19 protein-coding genes and 1 pseudogene are annotated in these 20,894 nt (G+C 71.6%); 7 read left to right on the top strand and 13 right to left on the bottom strand.

The annotated features are described in order from the left end of the window. Positions 1–22: 22 nt before the first annotated feature. The 3 genes from ACQP0U_RS07645 to ACQP0U_RS07635 form a co-directional block, all read right to left on the bottom strand. Positions 23–847 carry an aminoglycoside N(3)-acetyltransferase gene (locus ACQP0U_RS07645; protein ID WP_433317007.1) on the bottom strand — a complete coding sequence of 275 codons (825 nt, stop codon included), beginning with the start codon at positions 845–847 and terminating at the stop codon, positions 23–25. Beyond that, entirely contained in the window at positions 831–3,137 is a 2,307-nt protein-coding gene (locus ACQP0U_RS07640) for an FxsB family cyclophane-forming radical SAM/SPASM peptide maturase (protein ID WP_433317004.1), read from the bottom strand. Before ACQP0U_RS07640 ends, ACQP0U_RS07645 begins: the two co-directional genes overlap by 17 nt. Before the next feature lie 63 nt (positions 3,138–3,200). Continuing rightward, positions 3,201–3,389, bottom strand: coding sequence for a hypothetical protein (locus ACQP0U_RS07635; RefSeq protein WP_433317003.1), 189 nt, complete (start codon positions 3,387–3,389; stop codon positions 3,201–3,203). Between the two features lie 163 nt (positions 3,390–3,552). On the opposite strand from ACQP0U_RS07635, the gene ACQP0U_RS07630 reads away from it, so the two are divergent. After that, entirely contained in the window at positions 3,553–3,801 is a 249-nt protein-coding gene (locus ACQP0U_RS07630) for a DUF2277 family protein (RefSeq protein ID WP_124817658.1), read from the top strand. A 44-nt stretch (positions 3,802–3,845) separates the two neighbouring features. Here the strand turns inward: ACQP0U_RS07630 and ACQP0U_RS07625 are convergent, their stop codons facing one another. Continuing rightward, positions 3,846–4,325 carry a hypothetical protein gene (locus ACQP0U_RS07625; RefSeq protein WP_433317001.1) on the bottom strand — a complete coding sequence of 160 codons (480 nt, stop codon included), beginning with the start codon at positions 4,323–4,325 and terminating at the stop codon, positions 3,846–3,848. A 230-nt stretch (positions 4,326–4,555) separates the two neighbouring features. Continuing rightward, positions 4,556–5,545: a selenide, water dikinase SelD gene (selD, locus tag ACQP0U_RS07620; RefSeq protein WP_425784468.1), complete on the bottom strand. Its 990-nt coding sequence runs from the start codon at positions 5,543–5,545 to the stop codon at positions 4,556–4,558. A gap of 195 nt (positions 5,546–5,740) precedes the next feature. Between selD and ACQP0U_RS07615 the strand changes: the two genes are divergently transcribed. From ACQP0U_RS07615 to ACQP0U_RS07600, 4 genes are read left to right on the top strand one after another with little or no spacing between them, the layout of a single operon-like run. Further along, on the top strand, positions 5,741–6,496 hold the full coding sequence (locus ACQP0U_RS07615; protein WP_238660654.1) for an amino acid ABC transporter ATP-binding protein: 756 nt from the start codon (positions 5,741–5,743) through the stop codon (positions 6,494–6,496). A 56-nt stretch (positions 6,497–6,552) separates the two neighbouring features. After that, a complete protein-coding gene (locus ACQP0U_RS07610; RefSeq protein WP_433316998.1) occupies positions 6,553–7,431 on the top strand; it encodes a glutamate ABC transporter substrate-binding protein in 879 nt (292 codons plus the stop codon). A 41-nt stretch (positions 7,432–7,472) separates the two neighbouring features. Next, positions 7,473–8,180 carry an amino acid ABC transporter permease gene (locus ACQP0U_RS07605; RefSeq protein WP_430500585.1) on the top strand — a complete coding sequence of 236 codons (708 nt, stop codon included), beginning with the start codon at positions 7,473–7,475 and terminating at the stop codon, positions 8,178–8,180. Beyond that, positions 8,177–9,160, top strand: coding sequence for an amino acid ABC transporter permease (locus tag ACQP0U_RS07600; protein WP_433316996.1), 984 nt, complete (start codon positions 8,177–8,179; stop codon positions 9,158–9,160). The genes ACQP0U_RS07605 and ACQP0U_RS07600 overlap by 4 nt, the downstream gene beginning before the upstream one ends. A 102-nt stretch (positions 9,161–9,262) precedes the next feature. On the opposite strand, the gene rny is transcribed toward ACQP0U_RS07600, so the two are convergent. The 7 genes from rny to ACQP0U_RS07565 form a co-directional block, all read right to left on the bottom strand. Next, positions 9,263–11,029: a ribonuclease Y gene (gene rny, locus ACQP0U_RS07595; RefSeq protein ID WP_433316994.1), complete on the bottom strand. Its 1,767-nt coding sequence runs from the start codon at positions 11,027–11,029 to the stop codon at positions 9,263–9,265. 629 nt (positions 11,030–11,658) lie between these two features. Continuing rightward, positions 11,659–12,357, bottom strand: a complete 699-nt coding sequence (locus ACQP0U_RS07590; RefSeq protein ID WP_433316992.1) for a regulatory protein RecX — start codon at positions 12,355–12,357, stop codon at positions 11,659–11,661. A gap of 14 nt (positions 12,358–12,371) precedes the next feature. Continuing rightward, complete coding sequence (recA, locus tag ACQP0U_RS07585) at positions 12,372–13,418, bottom strand: recombinase RecA (RefSeq protein WP_007456801.1); 1,047 nt, start codon at positions 13,416–13,418, stop codon at positions 12,372–12,374. A gap of 184 nt (positions 13,419–13,602) precedes the next feature. Then, complete coding sequence (locus ACQP0U_RS07580; protein ID WP_030489422.1) at positions 13,603–13,803, bottom strand: DUF3046 domain-containing protein; 201 nt, start codon at positions 13,801–13,803, stop codon at positions 13,603–13,605. 5 nt (positions 13,804–13,808) lie between these two features. Further along, positions 13,809–15,185: an MFS transporter gene (locus tag ACQP0U_RS07575; RefSeq protein ID WP_433316990.1), complete on the bottom strand. Its 1,377-nt coding sequence runs from the start codon at positions 15,183–15,185 to the stop codon at positions 13,809–13,811. 215 nt (positions 15,186–15,400) lie between these two features. Beyond that, positions 15,401–16,105: a UdgX family uracil-DNA binding protein gene (locus ACQP0U_RS07570; RefSeq protein ID WP_433316988.1), complete on the bottom strand. Its 705-nt coding sequence runs from the start codon at positions 16,103–16,105 to the stop codon at positions 15,401–15,403. Positions 16,106–16,438: 333 nt separating this feature from the next. Next, positions 16,439–17,779 carry an aminotransferase class I/II-fold pyridoxal phosphate-dependent enzyme gene (locus tag ACQP0U_RS07565; protein ID WP_433316986.1) on the bottom strand — a complete coding sequence of 447 codons (1,341 nt, stop codon included), beginning with the start codon at positions 17,777–17,779 and terminating at the stop codon, positions 16,439–16,441. Between the two features lie 36 nt (positions 17,780–17,815). Between ACQP0U_RS07565 and ACQP0U_RS07560 the strand changes: the two are divergent. Continuing rightward, positions 17,816–19,059, top strand: a pseudogene (locus ACQP0U_RS07560) (bifunctional pyridoxamine 5'-phosphate oxidase family protein/GNAT family N-acetyltransferase). Then, the gene (gene leuE / locus ACQP0U_RS07555; protein ID WP_433316984.1) at positions 19,059–19,730 is read left to right on the top strand and encodes a leucine efflux protein LeuE; all 672 of its coding nucleotides are present in this window, start codon (positions 19,059–19,061) and stop codon (positions 19,728–19,730) included. Before ACQP0U_RS07560 ends, leuE begins: the two are co-directional and overlap by 1 nt. A 191-nt stretch (positions 19,731–19,921) precedes the next feature. Here leuE and ACQP0U_RS07550 read toward each other — a convergent pair whose 3' ends face one another. Next, a complete protein-coding gene (locus ACQP0U_RS07550; RefSeq protein ID WP_433316982.1) occupies positions 19,922–20,851 on the bottom strand; it encodes a sporulation protein in 930 nt (309 codons plus the stop codon). Between the last annotated feature and the right edge of the window lie 43 nt (positions 20,852–20,894).

Below are 20,894 nucleotides of genomic sequence, written 5' to 3'. Positions count from 1 at the left end.
GAACATCAGCGTAGTCCCCGCGTCAACGTCGCGCCGCCAACCGGTTCGTGGCGAACCAACCAGTCGCGAAGTCGACAGTGGCCCGCGCAGGCAGCAGGCGGGCGTTGGCCCGCCCCACCCGGCCGTGCCGCACCAACGGCGTCTCGTCGAACGCGGCACCCACCGTCGGGAAGTCACGGTCGTCCAGGTCGAGAGCCCGGAAGTCGAGACGGACCCGCCGACCGTCGACGAGCCGGAAGCAGTGGTAGTCGCGCTCGGGCGGCGGCACCGGCAGCCGGTACTCGGCCAGGTGCAGGGCGCTGCACGCCTCGTAGCCGAGGCCGAGCAGCAGGATCTGCCCGTCCGCCGCGTAGAGGCCGCCGACAGGTGAGCGTTCCCCCAGGTGGCAGGTGAGGTCATGGCCGTCGGTGAGCTGCCGGGCCCGGGGGCCGAGCGCGACGAACGAGGTCTGCGGATGATCACTGCGCACCGCGCCGGGGGTGCACCTGACGTACTCGGCGAGCACACCCATCCGCTGCGAGGGGGTGCTCCGGCGGTCCCAGCCCGGCAGCGCCGCCTCGTACCGCTGGCGCTGCGCCCGGTCCATGCCGGCGGTGGCCGCCAGGTGGGCCCGGGAGGTGGTCGAGTTGCCGTCGGTGTGGGTGGGCACCAGCAGTGTGCCGGCCGGGCCGAGGACGTCACGCAGAGCGCCGGCGAGGGTCGCCGGGCCGTGCTCCAGCGGGCCCACCCGACGGAGGCCACAGTGCACCAGCAGGCACACCCCCGGGCGTACGCCCAACGCCCGCAGGTCGTCGGCGAGGCGGGGACGGCCCAGGGTGGGCGGTGGGTGCTCATCTGGACCCGACACGGGTCTCCTCAAGGGCGTGGCGCAGCTGGCCGACGAACCGCTCACCCGCAGCGGTGAGCGACCGGCTGGCCAGCAGCGCGTCGACGCCGTCCCGGGTCCACCCGAGGAAGTGGGCCGCGTGCGCCGACGCGTCCGGATGGTCGGTGGCCGCCCGGGACCGCCAGACCTGGGTGACGGCGAGGTGGGCGTACACCCCCTGGAGGACGCCCTCCGGAGGCCGCGGGTCGGGGCGCCAGGGCACCCGGATCCGGGTGTCCTGCCCGGGTTCGACAAGGTCGTACAGGTCGAGGACCGCACCCAGTTTCGCGTGCTGCCACTCGTGCACGAGCAGCACCGCCATCGTCTCCGGGTCGGGATGGGGGGTGACGGCGACTGCGCCGAACGCGTGCCGGGCGGTCGCGCTGCGCAGGGGTCGCGCCGGGTCGGGCGCCAACGGAACGACGGCACGCAGGCCGCCGTCGAGCGCCACCGCGTGCGCCGGCACGTCCCGGTGCACGACCCGCCAGGCCTCGGCCAGGGTACGGCCCAACGCCCGCGCCGCCGGAACCTCCAGGCGGGGCTCCACGCGCTGGCCGTAGCAGTCGCGGTACGGGTCGCCGTCCTCAAGGAGCAGCCGGCCACCGGGCACCGACACGTCGCGGGTCGGCAGCCAGCCGATCGACGGTGGCGCCATCGGGCCGAGGAGCACCGTGTGCTGGACCGACCCACAGCGGACCTGGAACTCGCCGGCCCGGACGGTCACCTCGGCGCTCTCCCCCAGACCGGGCAGCACCAGACTGCCGAGCGTGGGCAACGTGATCGCGTCGGCCCGCACCGGCACGTGCAACGCGGCCGGGACACCGGCCCGCAGCGCCGCCGCGATCGCGAGGGCCGGCAGTGGGTCGACCGCCGCGCCGAGGCCGGGCGGGGTCGACGGGTCGAGGCGGTGCACCAGCGCGGGCCGGACGAAGGGGTGCGCCAGGACCGCCCGGACCGCCTCCGGCGCCACCTGGTCGAGGTGGACGAGCAACTCCCAGGCGGCAGTGGTGGCGGACCGGTCCCGGCAGGCCACCAGCAGCGCCCGGGTGATGGAGAGCTGGGTGGCGGCGAGCAGCGCGAGCGTCGACGCCGACCCGTGCCCGGTCGCCAGGTCGTCCAGCAAATCGTCGACGGCCGCGGCGGCGGACCCGTCGCCTGACATCTCTGGGGTGGCCTGCCTCTGCCTCGGCACGGGTGCGGCGCGCGGCGGGTGGGCATCCACGATGTCGATCAGGCGGAGCAGATCGGGGCAGTACACCGAGGGGCTGTCGAAGCCGGAGCCGGTGCGCCAGCGGTGGGCGTACAGGCCGCCGCCGCACCTGTCGACCACCGGGCAGGACCGGCAGGTCGCGCAGAGCCCGTCCACGCCGTCCTGCCGGACGGCGACAGCGGGGTGCCGGGCCACCTCGTCCACCGAGTGGTCGAACACGTCGAGCCCGGTGCCGGCCGCGCCGTGGTACGCGGTCTTCAGCGAGTCGACCTGCTCCCAACTGCCGTCCGCCTCGATGACCAGCACGTCGGCGGGCGCGAGGCCGAACGCCTCGGTGCCGCCGCCACCCGGGCTCAGCGCCTCGAACATCCGGATCGACAGCGGGCGACCGTCGTCCACCCACCGCCGGTGCACCCGTCCCAGCCAGGCCGCGTACGGGGTGGGCTCGGGGCCGGGGCGGTCCGGGGGGTGGTCCCAGGTGGCGTGTGGCAGCAACAGATCGACCCGGGGTGGGCTCTCGGCCAGCAGCGCCTCGTACACCCGGTCGGGATCGTTGCGGACGTCGATCGTGCAGAGGATGCCGGCGTAGCTGGTGCGGTGTTCCGGCCGTCGGAGCAGGGCCAACGCCCTCCGGACCTGGTCGTGGCTGCTGCCGCCGTGGGCGAAGACCCGGTGGCGGTCGTTGGCGGCACGGTCACCGTCGAAGGACACACCGACCCGAACGTCGTACTCGACGAACAGCCGGCACAACTCCTCGTCGAGCAGCACGCCGTTGGTCTGCATGCGCAGGTCGAGCCGCGTCCACGGGCTGATCGCCGAACGCAGCTCGGCCAGCACCTCCCGCAACCCGGCGGCACCCAGCAGCAGCGGCTCACCCCCGTGCAGCACCACGTGCACGACAGGCAACCCGTGCTCGCGGGCGTGCTCGGCGATGCGCCGTGCGGCGGCCCGGACCATGGCCGGCGCCATCCGCACCGGACGGTCACGCCAGGTCTGGTCGGCGTGCTGGTAGACGTAGCAGTGGTCGCAACTGAGGTCACACCTGCTGTGCACCTTCAGCACGAACTGGCTGATCCGCCGGCAGGGTCCGCCCACTCCGGGTGGACCGCACCGGCAGACCATCACTCAGATGGACGAGTTGAAGGCGGCGACGGCCACGGTGCCGGACGGCGCGGAGTCGTTCGTGACGACGCGCCTGCGCACCGCCTCGATCAGATCGGCGTGCTCGACGGCGATCCGTTCCAGCGGGATGTGCAGGCTACGCGTGAGATCGTCTAGGTCGGGACGGGATGAGCGGGCGGGGGCATGGTCCACAATGAGTCTCCGGGGGCCCTGGGCGCTGGGAGCGCGAGCGGCGGCTGTGGCTCGAACGGCTCTGGTCCGTGACCAGGATAGACAAATATCGACCCAGTGTCACCGTCGGTACCATCGCCGGCACGCCCAGTGGCAGACCGCGATGGGCAGAGGAGGAGCTGACATGTGCCGGAGCATCAAGACGCTGCGTGAACCGTTCACCCCGCAGGTCACCGACGCGGACGTCGAGGCGGCGGCGTTGCAGTACGTCCGGAAGATCTCTGGCTTCCGGGCGCCCGCCGCGCACAACGCCGCCGCGTTCGACGCCGCGGTGGCCGCCGTGGCCGAGGCGACGCGCACCCTGCTCGACCAACTGGTGGTGCGGGGCGCCGGGTCGGGCACCACGGACCGGTCGGCCACCGCCTCCAACTGATCGCCAGCACGGCGACCCGGCCGGGCCTGACCCCTTCCCGAGGGTCAGGCCGCGGCGAGCGCCGGTGCCACCGTGTCCGGCGCCCATTGCGAGCGGTGGCACTGCGACCAGCCCCGACAACCCGGGTCACCGAGCGAGCAGAGCCGCAACTTGCTCAGCACCTCGCCGTCGTCGGTGTCCCGTACGTCGAAGTGCACCGGACGGACCGTGCCGTCCGGAGCGACGAGCAGGTGCCGGCCCGCGTCGAGCGTGTCGTCGCGCAACAGGCAGTTGCGGCCCAGCAACCGGGCCAGCGCGGCGATGCTCGGGTGCTCGGAGAGCTGCTCGGGCACCCCGTAGCAGTCCACCACTGTCGCGAACTCGCCCGGCGCCTGCCAGACGTCACACACCACCGCGTACGCCGGCAGCCGCGCCGGATCGGCCGCCGCCAACGGCATCACCACCCGACCAAGCGCCTCGGCCAGCGCCGGGTAGACCTCCACGGGTTGAGCCCCGTCGATTCTCCAGTTCCACAGCTCGGTCATTCCGCCTCCTCGCTGCGTTCGTCCCCACCGGCCTCCGGATCGGGCCTTACACACGATGGTGGGGGGCATTTGACCCCAGGCGGGGGCAAGTTACCGGTCTGTGACCATTCCGGGCAAAATTTCCCTGAGCAGCATTGCTCGGAGTAGCGGGAAGGTGACAGTTTATCGGGTATGGTGCGCCATCCGCACCACCGCCACCGCGTGTCCTCCCCCGGGTCAACCGCCCCCGGTCAGCGCAGGACGACCCGGTGCTCCCCACGGGGCAACAGCTCGCCCACCACGGGAGCGCCCGGCACCTCGCCGGCGACCAGCAGGCCACCGGAGGTCTGCGCGTCGGCCAGCAGCAGCCGCTCGGCCTCGTCCGCCGCGCCGAAGTCGGTCCACGGGGTCACCCACTCCAGGTTGCGCCGACTGCCGCCGCTGACGAACCCGTCGCGCAGCGCCTCGCGCGCGCCGGCCAGATAGGGCACCCGGGCGGTGTCGATGGCCACCGTGAGCTGGCTGGCCCGGGCCAGCTTCGAGGCGTGCCCGAGCAGCCCGAACCCGGTCACGTCGGTGCCACACCGGATGCCGGCGGCGACCGCCGCGCGGGCGGCGTCCCGATTGAGCGCGCTCATCGTGGCCACCGCCTCCGGGAAGCTCTCACCCGTCGCCTTGTGCCTGGTGTTCAGCACGCCCACCCCGAGGGGCTTGGTCAGCGACAACGGCACCCCGGCCCGACCGGCGTCGAGAGTGATCAGCTCCTCCGGTCGGACCGTGCCGGTGACCGCGAGACCGTACTTCGGGCCGTCGTCGTCCACGCTGTGCCCGCCGGCCAGGTGACAGCCGGCCTCCCGGGCCACGTCCTGGCCGCCGCGCAGCACCTCGCGGGCCAACTCCAGCGGGAGCACGTCGCGCGGCCAGCAGAGCAGGTTGAGCGCCACCAGCGGGGTGCCGCCCATCGCGTACACGTCGGAGAGCGCGTTGGCGGCGGCGATCCGACCCCAGTCGTACGCGTCGTCGACCACCGGAGTGAAGAAGTCGGCGGTGCTCACCAGGCCGGTCCGCTCGTCCAGGCGCACCACCGCCGCGTCGTCGCCGTGATCCAACCCGACAAGCAACTCCGCGGTGCCGGTCGCCGGGCCGAGACCGGCCACCATGATCTCCAGCTCGCCCGGCGGGATCTTGCAGGCGCAGCCACCGCCGCGGGCGTACTTGGTCAACCGTACGGGTTCGGTCATCCACCCATGATCTCGACAACGCGCCACGATCGCCACCGTCGACGCCAATACCGTGACCGAAATCGGACGCCCGAGAACGATCGTGACCGGTGTTACCGCTCCGTGACCCGCTGGGTTGCGTTCTGCCACATCAGGCCGCCTACAGTGGCCGCACCGGGGGTCAACCGACCCCGATCCGGGAGACGACAGGGGACGGTGGACGACGTGACGACGGGCGAACCGCTCATCGTGCTGGACGCGGTCAACAAGTGGTTCGGGCCGCTGCACGTGCTGGACGACGTCTCACTGTCGGTGGGTCGGGGCGAGGTGGTCGTGGTGATCGGCCCGTCCGGCTCCGGCAAGTCGACGCTGTGCCGCACGATCAACCGACTGGAACCGATCAACTCGGGCACCATCACCTTCGATGGTCAGCCGCTGCCGGCCGAGGGCAAGCCCCTCGCGAAGCTGCGCAGCGAGGTGGGCATGGTCTTCCAGTCCTTCAACCTCTTCGCGCACAAGACCATCCTGGAGAACGTCACCCTCGGCCCGATCAAGGTCCGCAAGGAGAAACCGGCCGCTGCCCGCGAGCGCGGCCTGGCCCTGCTCGACCGGGTCGGCATCGCCAACCAGGCGGACAAGTTCCCGGCCCAGCTCTCCGGCGGTCAGCAGCAGCGGGCGGCGATCGCCCGGGCGCTGGCCATGCAGCCCAAGGCGATGCTCTTCGACGAGCCGACGAGCGCCCTGGACCCGGAGATGGTCGGCGAGGTGCTCGACGTGATGACCTCACTGGCCAGCGACGGCATGACGATGGTCGTGGTGACCCACGAGATGGGCTTCGCCCGGCATGCGGCGAACCGGGTCATCTTCATGGCCGACGGGCAACTGGTCGAGGACGCCCCACCTGCGGAGTTCTTCGCGAACCCGCGCAGCGAGCGGGCCCGAGACTTCCTCTCCAAGATCCTCACGCACTAGGCGTCCGTAGTGGAGCGCGCCGCACTCGGTGGGCTCCGTTGAAGAAGGAGAAGAGTATGCGTATCACGCGCGTTGCGGCAGTCGCCGCGGTCGCCGCTCTGGCGCTCGGCCTCACCGCCTGCGGTGGCGACGACGGCGGGGAGGGCACCGGCGCCGGCAGCAAGTCCTTCACCGCCGGCACCACCATGGAGAAGCTGAACAAGGCCCAGAAGATCAAGGTCGGCACCAAGTTCGACCAGCCCGGCTTCGGCCTGAAGGGCCTGTCGGGCAAGCCGGAGGGCTTCGACGTCGAGATCGCGAAGATCATCGTCAAGGAGCTCGGCATCCCCGAGGACAAGATCGAGTGGGTTGAGGCCCCCTCGAAGGTCCGCGAGGACGTGATCGTCAACGGCACCGTCGACTTGGTCGCCGCTACCTACACGATCAACGACAAGCGCAAGGAGCGGATCGCCTTCGCAGGCCCGTACTACGAGGCCGGCCAGAACATCCTGGTCAAGAAGGACGACACGACCATCACCGGTCCGGACTCGTTCAAGGACGGCACCAAGAAGGTCTGCTCCGTCACCGGCTCCACCCCGGCCGAGACGATCAAGCAGTACGTCAAGGACGTCGGCTCCCAGCTGGTGCTCTTCGACACCTACGACAAGTGCCGGGACGCCCTCAAGGGCGGCCAGGTCAACGCCGTGACCACCGACAACGTGATCCTGCTCGGCTACATCGCCAAGGACGAGGCGTCCTTCAAGCTCGCCGGCAGCAACTTCACCAAGGAGCCGTACGGCATCGGGGTGAAGAAGGAGGACGCGGACTTCCGCAGCTTCATCAACGACACGCTGGACAAGGCGGTCGCCGACGGCAGCTGGAAGAAGGCCTGGGACAGCACCGCCGGCAAGTTCGGCGCGGAACTGGGCTCGGCGCCCACCATCAACCGCTACTGATCTGATCCTTCGATCTGGAGGGTGGGGAGGAACACCGACCCGTGAACGTGCTCATCGACAAGTTCGACGTCTTTGCGGGTGGTTTCTGGCTCACCCTCCAGATCTGCATCCTCGCCGCGATCGGTGCCCTCGTCCTGGGCGCCATCGTGGCGGTGCTGCGCATCTCACCGGTCCCGCCGCTACGCGCACTCGGCACCAGCTACGTGAACGTCTTCCGCAACATGCCGCTGACCGTGGTGATGTTCTTCGCCGCGTTCGGCCTGCCGGCGCTCGGCTCCAACGCGGACTTCCTCCGCATCCCGGTGATCGACTCGCTGTTCACCCGGCTCGGCACCGATCTTCCGTACTTCCGGTTCGCGCTGATCGCCCTCGTGCTCTACACCGCCGCGTTCGTCTGCGAGGCGCTGCGCTCCGGGGTCAACGCGGTGCCGGCCGGGCAGGCTGAGGCGGCCCGGTCACTGGGCCTGACCTTCGGGCAGAACCTGCGCCACGTCGTGCTGCCGCAGTCCTGGAAGGCCTCGGTGGTGCCGCTCGGCTCGGTGATCATCGCGATGATCAAGAATTCGGCGCTGGCCGGCTTCTTCGGGGTGGTCGGCGACCTGTCGGCCAGTGCCGACCAGCTCACCGGGGCCGAGGGCTACGCGTTCGTCCCGGTCGCCATCGGCATCTCGCTCGGCTACCTGATCATGACGGTGCCGCTCGGCGCCCTGCTGGACCGGATCGAGAAGCGACAGGCGGTGGCCCGATGAGTCAGCAGACGAGCGTCCTCTACGACGTTCCCGGGCCCCGGCAGCGGCGGATCACGCTGATCAGCAGCATCGTCGCCGGAGTGGTCCTGGTCGTCGGGGCGTACTTCCTGATCTACCGCCCGCTGAACGACAAGGGCCAGCTCTCGATGGAGCTGTGGGGCCCGTTGCTCGACCCCTCCAACGAGAACTTCTCCCAGGTGTGGGACCGGATCGGCCTCGGCTTCAAGAACACCCTGATCGCGGCGGCTCTGGCCGTCGTCTCCTCACTGCTGCTGGGCACCCTGCTCGCCGTCCTGCGGATCCAGCTCAAGAGCCTGACCCGGCTCCGGTTCACCGGCCTGGCGACGCCGGTGGCCTACCTGCTGCGTGGCGTGAGCACGCTGCTGTCGGCGGTCACCCGGGTCTGCGTCGAGGTGTTCCGTGGCCTGCCCGTCGTGCTCACCATCTTCTTCGTGGCCCGGGGCTTCCCCGAGTTCGGTCTCTACCTCGACAACCTCTGGTACCTGGTCATCGGCCTCACCATCTACAACTCGGTGGTGATCGGCGAGATCCTCCGCTCCGGCATGGAGGGGCTGCCGGGCGGCCAGGCGGAGGCGGCCGCCGCCATCGGGCTGTCCCCGGCACAGACCACCCGGATGATCCTGCTGCCGCAGTCCTTCCGGATCATGCTGCCGGCACTGATCAGCCAGCTGGTCGTGGTGCTCAAGGACACCTCGCTGGGGTTCATCATCAGCTACGAGGAGACCCTGAACATCGGCAAGCAGATCATCGGCGTGCTGGGCAACCCGATCCAGGTCTACGTCGTGATCGCCGTGCTCTTCATCGTGGTGAACTACTCGCTGTCGAAGCTCGCCCAGTACGTCCAGCGGCGGCTCGCCAGGGGCCGCAAGACCGCCGGCACGCCAGCACAGAACCCGCCGCCGGCGGCCCTCGTGTCCCAGGCCGAGGGCGGCGGAGGCGGAGGCGGCGGAGGCGCCTGAGCCACGCCAGACCGATCAGAAGGCCAGAAGGCCGCCCCGACTTGCTCGGGGCGGCCTTCGGTCATCTGCCAGTGTTCGCCCGGCGAGGGCTGCCGGTCTGACTCAGCGGGCGATCTCGGTGACCCGGGACTCGCGGACCACCGTCACCCGGATCTGACCCGGGTAGGTCAGCTCCTCCTCGATCTGCTTGGCCACGTCGCGGGCCAGCACGGCCGCCCCGATGTCGTCCACGTCGTCCGGCTTGACCATCACCCGGATCTCCCGGCCGGCCTGCATGGCGAAGACCTTGTCCACGCCGAGCTTGCCGGCCGCGATCTCCTCGATCCGTTCCAGCCGCTTGACGTACGCCTCCAGGCTCTCCCGGCGTGCGCCCGGTCGACCGCCGGAACAGGCGTCGGAAGCCTGGGTGAGCACGGCCTCGATGGTCTGCGGCGGTACCTCGTTGTGGTGCGCCTCGATGGCGTGCACCACGTCCTCGTGCTCGCCGTACTTGCGGGCGAGGTCCGCGCCGATGATGGCGTGGCTGCCCTCCACCTCGTGGGTGAGCGCCTTGCCGATGTCGTGCAGGAACGCCGACCGCTTGATGATGGGCACGTCCAACCGCAGCTCGGCGGCCATGATGCCGGCGATGTGAGCGGTCTCGACCAGGTGCTTGAGCACGTTCTGCCCGTACGAGGTGCGGTAGCGCAGCCGGCCGAGCAGGGTCACCAGCTCCGGGTGGATCTCGGTGATGCCGACCTCGACCAGGGCGTCCTCGGCAGCGCGGAGGCAGAGCTGTTCCACCTCCTGCCGGGCCAGGTCGTAGACCTCCTCGATCCGGTGCGGGTGGATGCGCCCGTCCAGGACCAGCTTCTCCAGGGTCAGCCGGCCCACCTCCCGACGGACCGGGTCGAAGCAGGAGAGCAGCACCGCCTCGGGGGTGTCGTCGATGATCAGGTTGACGCCGGTCACCGACTCGAAGGCGCGGATGTTGCGCCCCTCCCGGCCGATGATCCGCCCCTTCATCTCGTCACCGGGCAGGTGCAGGACGCTGACCACGCTCTCCGCGGTCTGCTCGCTGGCGACCCGCTGGATCGCGTCCACCACGATGTGTCGGGCACGCTGCTCCGCCGTGTTGCGCGCGTCGGACTCGATGTCCCGCACGAGCAGCGCCGCTTCCCGCTTGGCCTGCGTCTCGATGGCGTCGACCAGCTCCAGTCGAGCGGAGTCGGCGGTGAGCCCGGCGACCCGCTCCAACTCCCGGCGGCGCAGCTCCTCCGACTCGGTCAGCTCGGTCTCCCGCTGGGCGAGCGTGGCCTCCCGGGCGGCGAGGGCGGCCTTCGCGGCGGTGAGCTGCCGCTCCCGCTCGGCGAACCGCTCCACCTCCTCGGTGTGCATCCGCTCCCGCTCGTCCATCCGAGCTGCCCGACGTTCCACCTCGGCAGCCTGCTCCCGGGTGGTGGCGGCGAGGACCGCGACCTCCCGCTCGCCGCTGCGCCGGGCCGCAGCCCGCAACTGCTCGGCGTCCGCCTCGGCCTGCTTGTGAGCGCGCTCCAGAACGGTGTCCGCCTCGGCCCGCGCGTCGTCGAGGACCCGACGCGCCTCGGCGCGGGCCGCCTTCGCCTCGGCCTTCGCCGCCGCCGCCTCGGTACGGGCTGCGGCGGCCGCGGACTTCGCCACGTCGATCGTGCTGTTCGCCTCGTCGGCCGCGCTCCGCAGGGCGGCCAGCGACTGCTCCTGGCGGTCCTTCTCCGCGATGAAGGCGGGATCCTCCGGAGCCGGCGCGGCGCCCATCCGGCGCAGTGTCCGGATGCCGACCAGCACGGCCCCGATCACCACCACCGCGAGGACGAGGACGGCCGCGAGGAGCACGACGTCGAACGCGTTCATGCCGGGACCCCGTCGGGTCTACCGATGAACCTGTGCCGCCGCCCCGCCATGGCCGCCTCCCCTAACGTCGAGACCGCAGCGACCGTGCCGGGGGCACACTCCTGCGGCTGTGGACGCCCGACCGGAGCGGCTGGCCGTGGGTAGCTTTCTCCGCCGGCGGTGCCCGGTGGGCAGCGTCGGCGACCGGGTGCAGTTGTCGCAGCGTTCCGGACCGGCCTGTCCGGAACTGCCGCCAAAGGCCGCGGAGTCGGCCAAAGTGATGCTGTCTTGTTACGCGATCTATGTTGTGCGCTTAGCCTGCGCTGGTCGGGCAATGTGAGCCTGTATGGCGAGGCTAGGTCGCCGGGGGTGCTCTGGTCAAGGACTCATGATCAAACCCCCCGAACGGAGAGAAGTTGCACAGTCACCGCGCGCTGATATCGCGCCGGACAGGAGGGGACAAACTCCGCGAGGTGCGCTGCTCCCTGGACGTGTCGGGCCTGCTCAGCCCCACCCAGCCGGTTGTCAGACAACGCCGACGGCCGAGCGAGGTGTGACCCAACCGTCTAACCAGACGTCAGTTGGCAGCCACTGCCACCGCTGCCGCGATCAACGCCGTTTTGTCCGCAACGGGTCGGCCGCGCCGGTCCCTACTCGACCAGACGGTTGTCGCGCTCCAACTCGCCCTCCGCCTCGGCGAGCGCGTCGGCGTCAATCTGCTCGGCGAACTCGGCCGCCTCGGCGCTCTGCGCGGCGAGCGCGTCCTTCACCGCCCGGATGGCCACGCCAGGCGGGTAACCCTTGCGGGCCAGCATGCCCACCAACCGGCGGAAGACCGCGTCCGGCTCACCTCGGGCGGTGCGCAGCTTGCGCTCCACGAGGCCCCGGGCGGTGTCCGCCTCGGTCTCCTCGTCCAACTCACCCAACGCCTCGGTGGCCACCTCGCCGTCCACACCCTTACGGCGCAGCTCGTTGGCGAGCGCCCGGCGAGCGAGGCCGCGCCCGGCGTGCCGGCTGGACACCCAGGCCCGGGCGAACGCGGCGTCGTCGATGATGCCGACCTCGTCGTACCGGTCGAGCACCTCGGCCGAGACCTCCTCGGAGATGCCCCGCTTGGCCAACGCCCCGGCCAACTCGGCCCGGGTGCGGGGCCGGACGGCGAGCTGGCGCAGGCAGATCTCGCGGGCCACCTCGGACTCGTCGCGAGGAGGGGCCGGAGACTCGACGGTGTCGGCCTCCTCGGACCCACCCCGGCGGCCTCTCCGAGGGCGGGGTGGATCGGTGGCGTCGCCCGTACGAGGCGGACTGGCATCCCAGCCCCGCCCCGTACGAGCGCGTCGTCCTGCCATGGGTCAGCGACCTGTCAGAAGTCGACAGGCGGCAGCTCCGGGCCACCGGCGGCGTCACCCGCGCCGACCCCGACGCCGAGCTTCTCCAGGATCTTCTTCTCGATCTCGGCGGCCACGTCCGGGTTCTCCTTCAGGAACTCCCGGGCCTTCTCCTTGCCCTGCCCGAGCTGGTCACCGTCGTACGTGTACCACGCTCCGGACTTGCGGATGATCGCCTGCTCCACGCCGACGTCGATCAGCGAGCCCTCGCGCGAGATGCCCTTGCCGTACATGATGTCGAACTCGGCCTGCTTGAACGGCGCGGCGACCTTGTTCTTCACGACCTTGACCCGGGTGCGGTTACCGACCACGTCGGTGCCGTCCTTGAGGCTCTCGATGCGTCGCACGTCGAGCCGGACCGAGGCGTAGAACTTCAGCGCCCGACCACCGGTGGTGGTCTCCGGGCTGCCGAACATGACGCCGATCTTTTCCCGCAGCTGGTTGATGAAGATCGCCGTGGTGCCGGTGTTGCTGAGCACACCGGTGATCTTCCGTAGTGCCTGGCTCATCAGCCGGGCCTGGAGGCCCACGTGGCTGTCGCCCATCTCGCCCTCGATCTCGGCGCGCGGCACCAGGGCCGCCACCGAGTCGATCACGATGATGTCCAGAGCGCCGGAGCGGATCAGCATGTCCGCGATCTCCAGCGCCTGCTCGCCGGTGTCCGGCTGGGAGACCAGCATCGCGTCGGTGTCGACACCGAGGGCCTTCGCGTACTCCGGGTCGAGCGCGTGCTCGGCGTCGATGAAGGCGGCGATGCCGCCGTTGCGCTGGGCGTTGGCCACCGCGTGCAGTGCCACAGTGGTCTTACCGCTGGACTCGGGGCCGTAGATCTCGACCACCCGGCCACGGGGCAGGCCGCCAATGCCGAGGGCCACATCGAGCGCGATGGAACCGGTCGGAATGATCGCGGTCTGGACGACCGGCCGGTCACCCAGCCGCATCACCGAGCCCTTGCCGAATTGCTTGTCAATCTGAGCGAGAGCAAGGTCGAGTGCCTTCTCCCGGTCAGGCCCTGCTGCCATGGTTGCCACCCCTGCCTTCGCCGGCGTCTTTGCTGAGCTTCGCGTCACGCGGACACGCTAGGCGCTAGGTCCGACAGAAAACCAGCCGACGGGCCGCGAGCTGTGGACGAGCACCCCGCTGTGGACAATAGCCGAACAGGTGTACGACTCGACAAGCGACACGCGGAACCGACGAAAAGGCTGCTCAGCGTAGTCGGGCGGGCACGCGGTCGGGGTACGCGGCACAGACCGCCCGCCACACCACGTGCGTCTGCTCCCCCGATGCCAGCGCCTGCTCGATGGTCCGTCCGCCGAGCTGGGACAGCACCTGATCGCGGGCGATGCTGGCCGCGTAGCCGGGCCCGAACGCCTCGTCCAGCCGCGTCCAGAAGTCGGTCAGCCGCACAGTGATCAGCCCTCCTCGTCCGGTGCCCCGGTCGGCACCGGGCGCAACGCTAGCGCCACCAGGGGCGCCGCCGCGACCGCCGCGAGCAGGGTGAGCACGGGATAACCGGCGAACTGCATGACAAACCCGCTGACCACGGCGGCCCCCGCCCCGGCCAGCCCCATGATCAGATCGGACAGCCCCTGGACGCTCGGCCGCACACCGGCCGGCACCGACTCGGACAGCAGCGTCGAACCGGCCACCATCGTCCCCGACCAGCCCAACCCGAGCAGGACCAGACCGACCGAGAGCCGCGGCGTGTGGTGCCCGGCGGTGCCGGCGACCGCGCAGGCGGCCAGCAGCAGCCCGACCCCACCGAGGATCACCGCCCGTCGACCGAGCCGGTCGGTGAGCCAACCGACCACCGGGGAGAACGCGTACATGCCGGCGATGTGCAGGCTCAGCACGATGCCGACCAGCCGCAACACGTCGGCGTCGGCGTGCGACTCACCGAGCCGGACCGGAGTCATCGCCATCACCGCCACCATCACCAGGTGACCCACCGCCACGGCGGCGATGCCGAGTCGGGCGGCGGGCTGTCCGCGTACCACCGACCAGGCCGCACGCATCCCGGCGCCGCGGGGCGCGCGCACCTCGACCGGCGTCGCACCGCCGCCCGCCGCCGGCGCCTCGGCCGCCACGGCGGTCGCCGACGCGGCGGCCGGCGGCAGATCGGCGGCCGGCGCGTCGGCCGCCGCGAGCCGCCGCGCGGTGAGCAGCGGGTCTGGCCGGAGCAACCCGAGGAGTACGACGGCAGCCAGCACGAACGCGGCCGCGCTGAACGCGAACGGGCCGGCCAGCGGGGGCAGCCCCCAGCCGGTGGTGACCCGGTCGGCCAGCGCGGCGAAGTTCGGCGCGGCCACCGCACCGATGGTGGTCGCCCAGACGATCAGGGAGAGCTGCCGCCCCCGGCGGGCCGGCTCGGCGAGATCCACGGCCGTGTAGCGGGCCTGCAGGTTCGCGGCGGTGCCCCCGCCGAAGAGCAGCATGCCGAGGAAGAGCAGCGGCACCCACCGGGTGGCCGCGGCCAGCACCACCAGCACGCCGCCGACCGCGCCGATCGCGTACGCCAGCACCAGGCCCGGCCGGCGACCGTGCCGCGCCATGATCCGGGTGACCGGGACGGCGAGCAGCGCGGCGCCGACCACCCCGGCGCTCTGCGCGACGCCGGCCACCGCGGTCCCGGCGATCCGGGCCGCGAGCAGCGCGCCCACGGCGATGCCGATGGTCACGCCGATCCCGCCGATGATCTGGGTGGTGAAGAGCAGCCGCAGGGTGCGCCGCTGGATCGACGTGACGTCGGGTCGGGCGGCGGTACGCGGCGCGGTCAGGTCGGTCGCCATCGGCGCTCCTGTCGGAAGGGGTGACCCATCCTCGCGCACCCGCCCCGACCAGCGGCAGTGGGTCTCGCGGCGCCTTTGCCGACCACCTCGGCCCCGGGCCGACCCCCGGGGTGCCCTGATCCGCGACGCACTGTCAATCTTGGACAGTTTCCGTCAGCGGCTGACGGAAACTGTCCAAGATCTGAACAGGTCACGGCGGCACGCAGGGTCGCTGGCTAGCCGGGCAGGGCGCGGGTGACGACGGTGAGGTCGGCAACCAGCCCCTCGTACGCCTTGTCCTGGTCGTCGGCCCGCAGCACGGCGGAGGGGTGGATGGTGGCCAGCAGCCGGGCCGGCGGCGCGTCGGCCCGCTTTCCGGCGTTGTCCACCGGCATCTGCTCGAAGTCCGCGGGGTGTTGGGCCGACTCCGGCCAGGGCAGCAGCTCGCCCCGCTGTCTGGTGACCCGGAAGGACGGGCCGAGCAGCGCCTTGGCGGCGGTCGCGCCGAGCACCACCACGATCTCCGGACGCAGCCGGGCGAACTCCGCGACCAGCCACGGGCGGCAGGCGGTGATGTGCGTCTGGTCCGGGGTCTGGTGGATCCGTCGCTTGCCGCGCAGCTCAAAACGAAAGTGCTTTACGGCATTTGTGAGGTAGAGGTAACCCGGGTCCAGCCCGGCGTCGTCGACCGCGCGACGCAGCAGGCGTCCGGCCGGGCCGACGAAGGGCAGTCCCTTCTGGTCCTCCATGTCGCCGGGCTGCTCGCCGACAAGCACCACCCGGGCGCTCTCGTCGCCCCGGCCGAAGACCGTCTGCGAGGCGTCCCGGTACAGCTCACAACCCCGGCAACCGCCAGCGGCGGTACGCAGGTCGTCGATGGTGTCGGCGTCGGGCGGGATGAACCGCTGGGCGCCCGGAGCGCTCCCGGTCTGCTCGGCCATGCCGACTGTTATATACCCGTTGGGTGCTCGCTGCCGGATACGCCCCGGCGCACCCGGGCGCTTCGCGTCAGTACCCGTTACCGCCTCCATCGCCGCCGGACGCGATCGCGATCAGCACGATGACGATGATGATGATCGCCACCGCCACCGCGATCCAAATCCCCTTACGAGCCCCACCAGAAGCCATGTCCCCCACCTCCAGGCGCCCGCATACCCGTCCCCGCCGTCCTGAATCCCCACGATCTCGCACTTTCTGTCCCGACGAATCAGCACAGTTCCGGCATTTCATCAACACAAACTGCAAGATCGCGACGAGAGGGTGGGGTGGGTGGGTCAGGTGGGGAAGCCCTGGGTGGGGGGTGGGTTTTCGGCTTGGGCCAGGGCTGCGGCAAGGGGGACCAGGTCGGTGGTGTCCAGGGAGCTGACGGTGATGCGCAGGGCTGGTGGGGCGGCGATCCGGTAGAGGGCGCCGGGGGCCACCGCCCAGCCGGCGTCGCGTAACGCGGTCACCGTGCTGGTCTCGTCCGCCACCGGCAGCCAGACGTTGATGCCGCTGCGACCGTGTGCGGTGAGGCCGCGCTCGGCCAGCGCGGCGAGCAGCCCCTCGCGCCGCTGCTCGTAGCTCTGCGCCGCCCGTTGCACCAACTCGGTGACCGCCGGGTCCCGCCACAGGGCGAGGACCAGGCGTTGCAGCACTGTGGAGACCCAGCCGGCGCCGACCCGGGTACGGCCGCTCACCCGGGCCACCGTCGTCTCGTCGCCGACCAGCACCGCGAGCCGCAGGTCCGGGCCGAACGGCTTGCTCACCGAGCGGAGGAAGGCCCAGCTCGCTGTCGCACCGGCAAGCGGGTGCAGGGGTACGCGGGCCAGTTCGGCTGCGTGGTCGTCCTCGATCAACAGCAGGTCCCGGCGGTCGGCGAGCAGCGCCCGCAGCGCCTCCGCACGGGCCGCGGAGACGGCAGCGCCGGTCGGATTCTGCGCCCGGCTGGTGATGATCAGTGCTCGCGCTCCGGCAGCGAGCGCCGCGGCCACCCCGGCGACCAGCGGCCCCTCGTCGTCGAGCGGTACGCCGATCGGGCGCAGGCCCAGCGCGGCGACCAGGTCGAGCAGGTTGGCCCAGCCCGGGTCCTCGACCGCCACCGCGTCGCCGGGGCGCAGGTGAGCGCCGAGCAGCCGCTCGATGCCGTCCAGCGCACCGCCGGTGAGAGTCAACTCCCCGGTCGGTACGCCGTCGGCGCGCAGCCGGGCGCGGGCCGCCTCGGCCAGTTCGGGCAGCACTCCGGCATCGGAGTAGCCGATTGACGGGCCACCGTCAGTCGCGAGCCTCGCCAGGTGTGGGCCCAGCGGAGGGAGCAGCCGGGGGTCGGGTTCGCCCCGGGACAGGTCCCGGGCGCCGGGCAAGGGTGGAGGGCGCAGCGCGGAGCGGCGGGCGGCCACCGGCGGGCGGGGGCGTACCCGGGTGCCGTGCCGACCGGCGGTGGCGAGCAGGCCGCGCTGGCGTAGCTCCTGGTAGGCGCGGGCGACGGTGGCGGGGCTGACCCCCAACTCCGCGGCGAGCGCCCGCACCGGCGGCAGGGCGGCCCCCGGTGGCAGGGCGCCGGTACGGATGCCCGACTCGATGCTTGCCGAAATCTCGACCGCTGTCGTACCGGTGAGCTGATAGTGTGCTGACACAAATACGGCATTGTACTAGAACAAAGGGGCGAGCGCATGTATCCACCCACCGCCCGGACCACACCCCACCGCTCCCGCGAGAAGATGAGCTACGACCAGGCCGCCGCCCACGCCGTGCTCGACGAGGCGTACGACTGCGCGCTCAGCTTCACCGTCGACGGCCAGCCACGTGTGCTGCCCACCCTGCACGTTCGCATCGGCGACACGCTCTACCTGCACGGCTCCACCGGCAGTCGCCCACTACTCGCCGCCCGGGGCGACGACGGGCTGCCGGTCTGTGTCGCGGTGACAGTGCTCGACGGGCTGGTCTACGCCCGCTCCCAGTTCCACCACAGCGCCAACTACCGCTCGGTCGTCGCGCACGGCACCGCCCGCCTGGTCACCGACGAGCGGGAGAAGCTCGCCATGCTCACCGCGCTGGTCGAGAAGGTCGGCGCGGGACGCAGCACCGCCACCCGCCCGCCGAGCCGCCGCGAACTGGCCGAGACCGCCGTCCTGGCGCTGCCACTGCGCGAGGTGTCCGTCCGGGCCCGCACCGGCGGGGTCCGCGAGGACGAGGCCGACCTGCACCTGCCGCACTGGGCCGGCGTGCTGCCGCTGCGACTGACCGCCGGGGCACCCGAGCCGGACGCCGGGGTCACCGCGCCCCTGCCGGCGTACCTGCGGACGCCCCGCACGCCCTGGCACGACCCGGCGCCGCTGCACGGTGAGCACGTCCGGCTGGAACCTTGGAGCTGGCGCACACCGACGAGCTGCACGCCGCCACCGCCGACCCGGAGGTCTGGCGGCACCTCACCGTCGCGCCGCCCACCGCGCCCGCCGAAACCGCCGAGGTGATCGGCACCGCCCTGGCCGCCCAGCACCGCGGCGAGCGGGTGGCCTGGGTGCAGCGGTGCGCGGCGACCGGGGCGGTGGTGGGCAGCACCTCCTACTACGACATCGACCCGGAGCGGCGGGCGGTGGCGATCGGGCACACCTTCCTCGGCCGACCCTGGTGGCGTACCGGGATCAACACCGAGGCGAAGCTGCTGCTGCTCAGCCGGGCCTTCGACGACCTGGGCGCGGTACGGGTCGCCTGGCACACCGACATCCGCAACGTTCGCTCCCAGGCGGCCATCGAACGGCTCGGCGCGACCAGGGAAGGGGTGCTGCGGATGCACAGGCAACGCCCCGACGGCTCCTGGCGGGACACCGTGCAGTACGCGATGACCGTCGACGAGTGGCCGAACGCACAGGCCAGGCTGCGAGAAAGACTTCTGCGGACGGCACCGGTGGCGTGATGATGGCGGGCGTGCTGGGGATCACCGACATCTGGACGTACGTGCTGGGCACCGTGGCCATCATCCTGCTGCCCGGGCCGAACTCACTCTTCGTGCTCTCCACCGCGGCCAAACGGGGCGTCGCGGTCGGCTACCGGGCCGCCGGTGGCGTGTTCGTCGGCGACGGGGTGCTGATGGTCCTCTCCGCCGCCGGGGTGGCGTCGCTGCTCAAGGCGTACCCGCCGTTGTTCATGGTGATCAAGTACGCCGGTGCCGCGTACCTCGGTTATGTCGGGGTGACCATGCTGCTCGGTGCCGCGCGGCGCTGGCGCGACCGCAACGACCCGAGCACGCCGCGGCTCATCGACGCCGCGGAGCCGGCGGCGATGCGCAGCCCGTTCCGCAAGGCACTGGTGATCAGCCTGCTGAACCCGAAGGCGATCCTGTTCTTCATCTCGTTCTTCATCCAGTTCGTCGACCCCGGTTACGCCTGGCCGGCGCTGTCGTTCCTGCTGCTCGGACTTATCGCGCAGGTGACAAGCGCGCTCTACCTGACCGCGTTGATCTTCGCGGGCACCTTCCTGGCCGCCCAGTTCCGCCAACGCCGACGCCTGGCGGCCGGCGGCACCACCGCCGTGGCAGCCCTGTTCCTGGCCTTCAGCCTCAAGCTGGCCACAGCCAGCGCCGGCTAACCCCCGCCCTACCCCGCCCTACCCGCCCTACCCGCCCTACCCGCCCGCCCGCCCCCGCGCCCCCGCCCGCGGCGATCTTGCACTTTCGGTCGTCGAAACGCGCACTCTGAGCCCGATCTGTCGCCGCAGAAACGGCAAGATCGCGGGGGTGAGAGGGCGGGACGGCGCGGGGTGTGGGGGGTGGGGTGGGGTCAGGTGCCGTCGCCGCCGGAGCCGCCGCCTCCTACGCCCGCGCCGCCGGCGGTGCCGCCCAGGCCGTAACCGGGTTGGATCGGCTCGTCGGGATGGCGGCTGACGTGGGCCGACCCCGCGATCTGCGCGGACCAGTCGGCGTGCGCGGCTGCGGCGGCGTGCCGGTTGATCGCCTGGCGGATCCAGCCGTCCACGGTGGCGACCCAGTCCCGCCGGTCGGCGTCCTCGTGCCAGATCCGGAACCGGCTGATGCTCTGGTGGGTGATTCCGGCCAGCGCCAGCCGGCGATCCATCCAGAGGATCGCCTCCAGGCCCGCCGAGTTGGTCACGAAGATCACCTCCAGCTCGGTGATCGGGCCGGCGTAGAGCGGCCCCACCCAGTAGCCCCAGCGCTGGTGCAACGGGAGGGTGTGCTCCACCCCCGGCAACCCGCCCTCCTGCAACCCGGACTGGCGGATCATGAAGCCCAGCGTGTCCAGCGCCGCCAGCACGTGCTGCTGGGTGGGGATCGGGTGCACGAAGACCGGCACCATGGCCCCCTGGTCGAGGTCCGGGTCGAGCGACACCTCGGTCCGCAGGCCCATCCGCAGGCTCAGCAGCGGCACCCCGCCGAAGATGGTCACCGGGGTCTCCCACGGCAGCGGGAGCGCGAAGTCGACAGCCCGCCGCCGACCGGCCGGTACGACGAACCGGCCGGCGATCGGCAGTTGGTGGAACTGCACGAGACGTCGGGCTGCGGCCGGGTCGTCCGGCTCGACAGTGGTGACGAGGCCGAGCCGGATGTGCCGCACGAGCACGTCGTCCGGGCCGGCCGCGAGGGTCACCCGCCCGGGCAGGCGCAGGCCCGGGCGGGTGCTCGGGTTGGGGAGCGTGGTCTGCACCGAGAGCCCGGTCCGACCGGACTCCGGGGACACTCCCGTCAGCCGCACCGCGCCCTCCGCCAGGTCAGGCTCAACAACCTCACCCCCGTGA

Origin of the sequence: Micromonospora sp. CA-269861, from assembly GCF_050948505.1 — a bacterium.
Classification (GTDB): Bacteria; Actinomycetota; Actinomycetes; order Mycobacteriales; family Micromonosporaceae; genus Micromonospora.
This window is presented reverse-complemented; position numbering and strand designations above follow the sequence as displayed.

What these genes read in the sequence shown, in the direction of transcription:
- ACQP0U_RS07610 (WP_433316998.1), top strand. Translation starts at nt 6,553, where the DNA reads ATGCGTATCACGCGCGTTGCGGCAGTCGCCGCGGTCGCCGCTCTGGCG.
- ACQP0U_RS07625 (WP_433317001.1), bottom strand. Translation starts at nt 4,325, where the DNA reads ATGACCGAGCTGTGGAACTGGAGAATCGACGGGGCTCAACCCGTGGAG.
- ACQP0U_RS07600 (WP_433316996.1), top strand. Translation starts at nt 8,177, where the DNA reads ATGAGTCAGCAGACGAGCGTCCTCTACGACGTTCCCGGGCCCCGGCAG.
- ACQP0U_RS07575 (WP_433316990.1), bottom strand. Translation starts at nt 15,185, where the DNA reads ATGGCGACCGACCTGACCGCGCCGCGTACCGCCGCCCGACCCGACGTC.
- ACQP0U_RS07590 (WP_433316992.1), bottom strand. Translation starts at nt 12,357, where the DNA reads ATGGCAGGACGACGCGCTCGTACGGGGCGGGGCTGGGATGCCAGTCCG.
- ACQP0U_RS07570 (WP_433316988.1), bottom strand. Translation starts at nt 16,105, where the DNA reads ATGGCCGAGCAGACCGGGAGCGCTCCGGGCGCCCAGCGGTTCATCCCG.
- ACQP0U_RS07630 (WP_124817658.1), top strand. Translation starts at nt 3,553, where the DNA reads ATGTGCCGGAGCATCAAGACGCTGCGTGAACCGTTCACCCCGCAGGTC.
- rny (WP_433316994.1), bottom strand. Translation starts at nt 11,029, where the DNA reads ATGAACGCGTTCGACGTCGTGCTCCTCGCGGCCGTCCTCGTCCTCGCG.
- recA (WP_007456801.1), bottom strand. Translation starts at nt 13,418, where the DNA reads ATGGCAGCAGGGCCTGACCGGGAGAAGGCACTCGACCTTGCTCTCGCT.
- leuE (WP_433316984.1), top strand. Translation starts at nt 19,059, where the DNA reads ATGATGGCGGGCGTGCTGGGGATCACCGACATCTGGACGTACGTGCTG.
- selD (WP_425784468.1), bottom strand. Translation starts at nt 5,545, where the DNA reads ATGACCGAACCCGTACGGTTGACCAAGTACGCCCGCGGCGGTGGCTGC.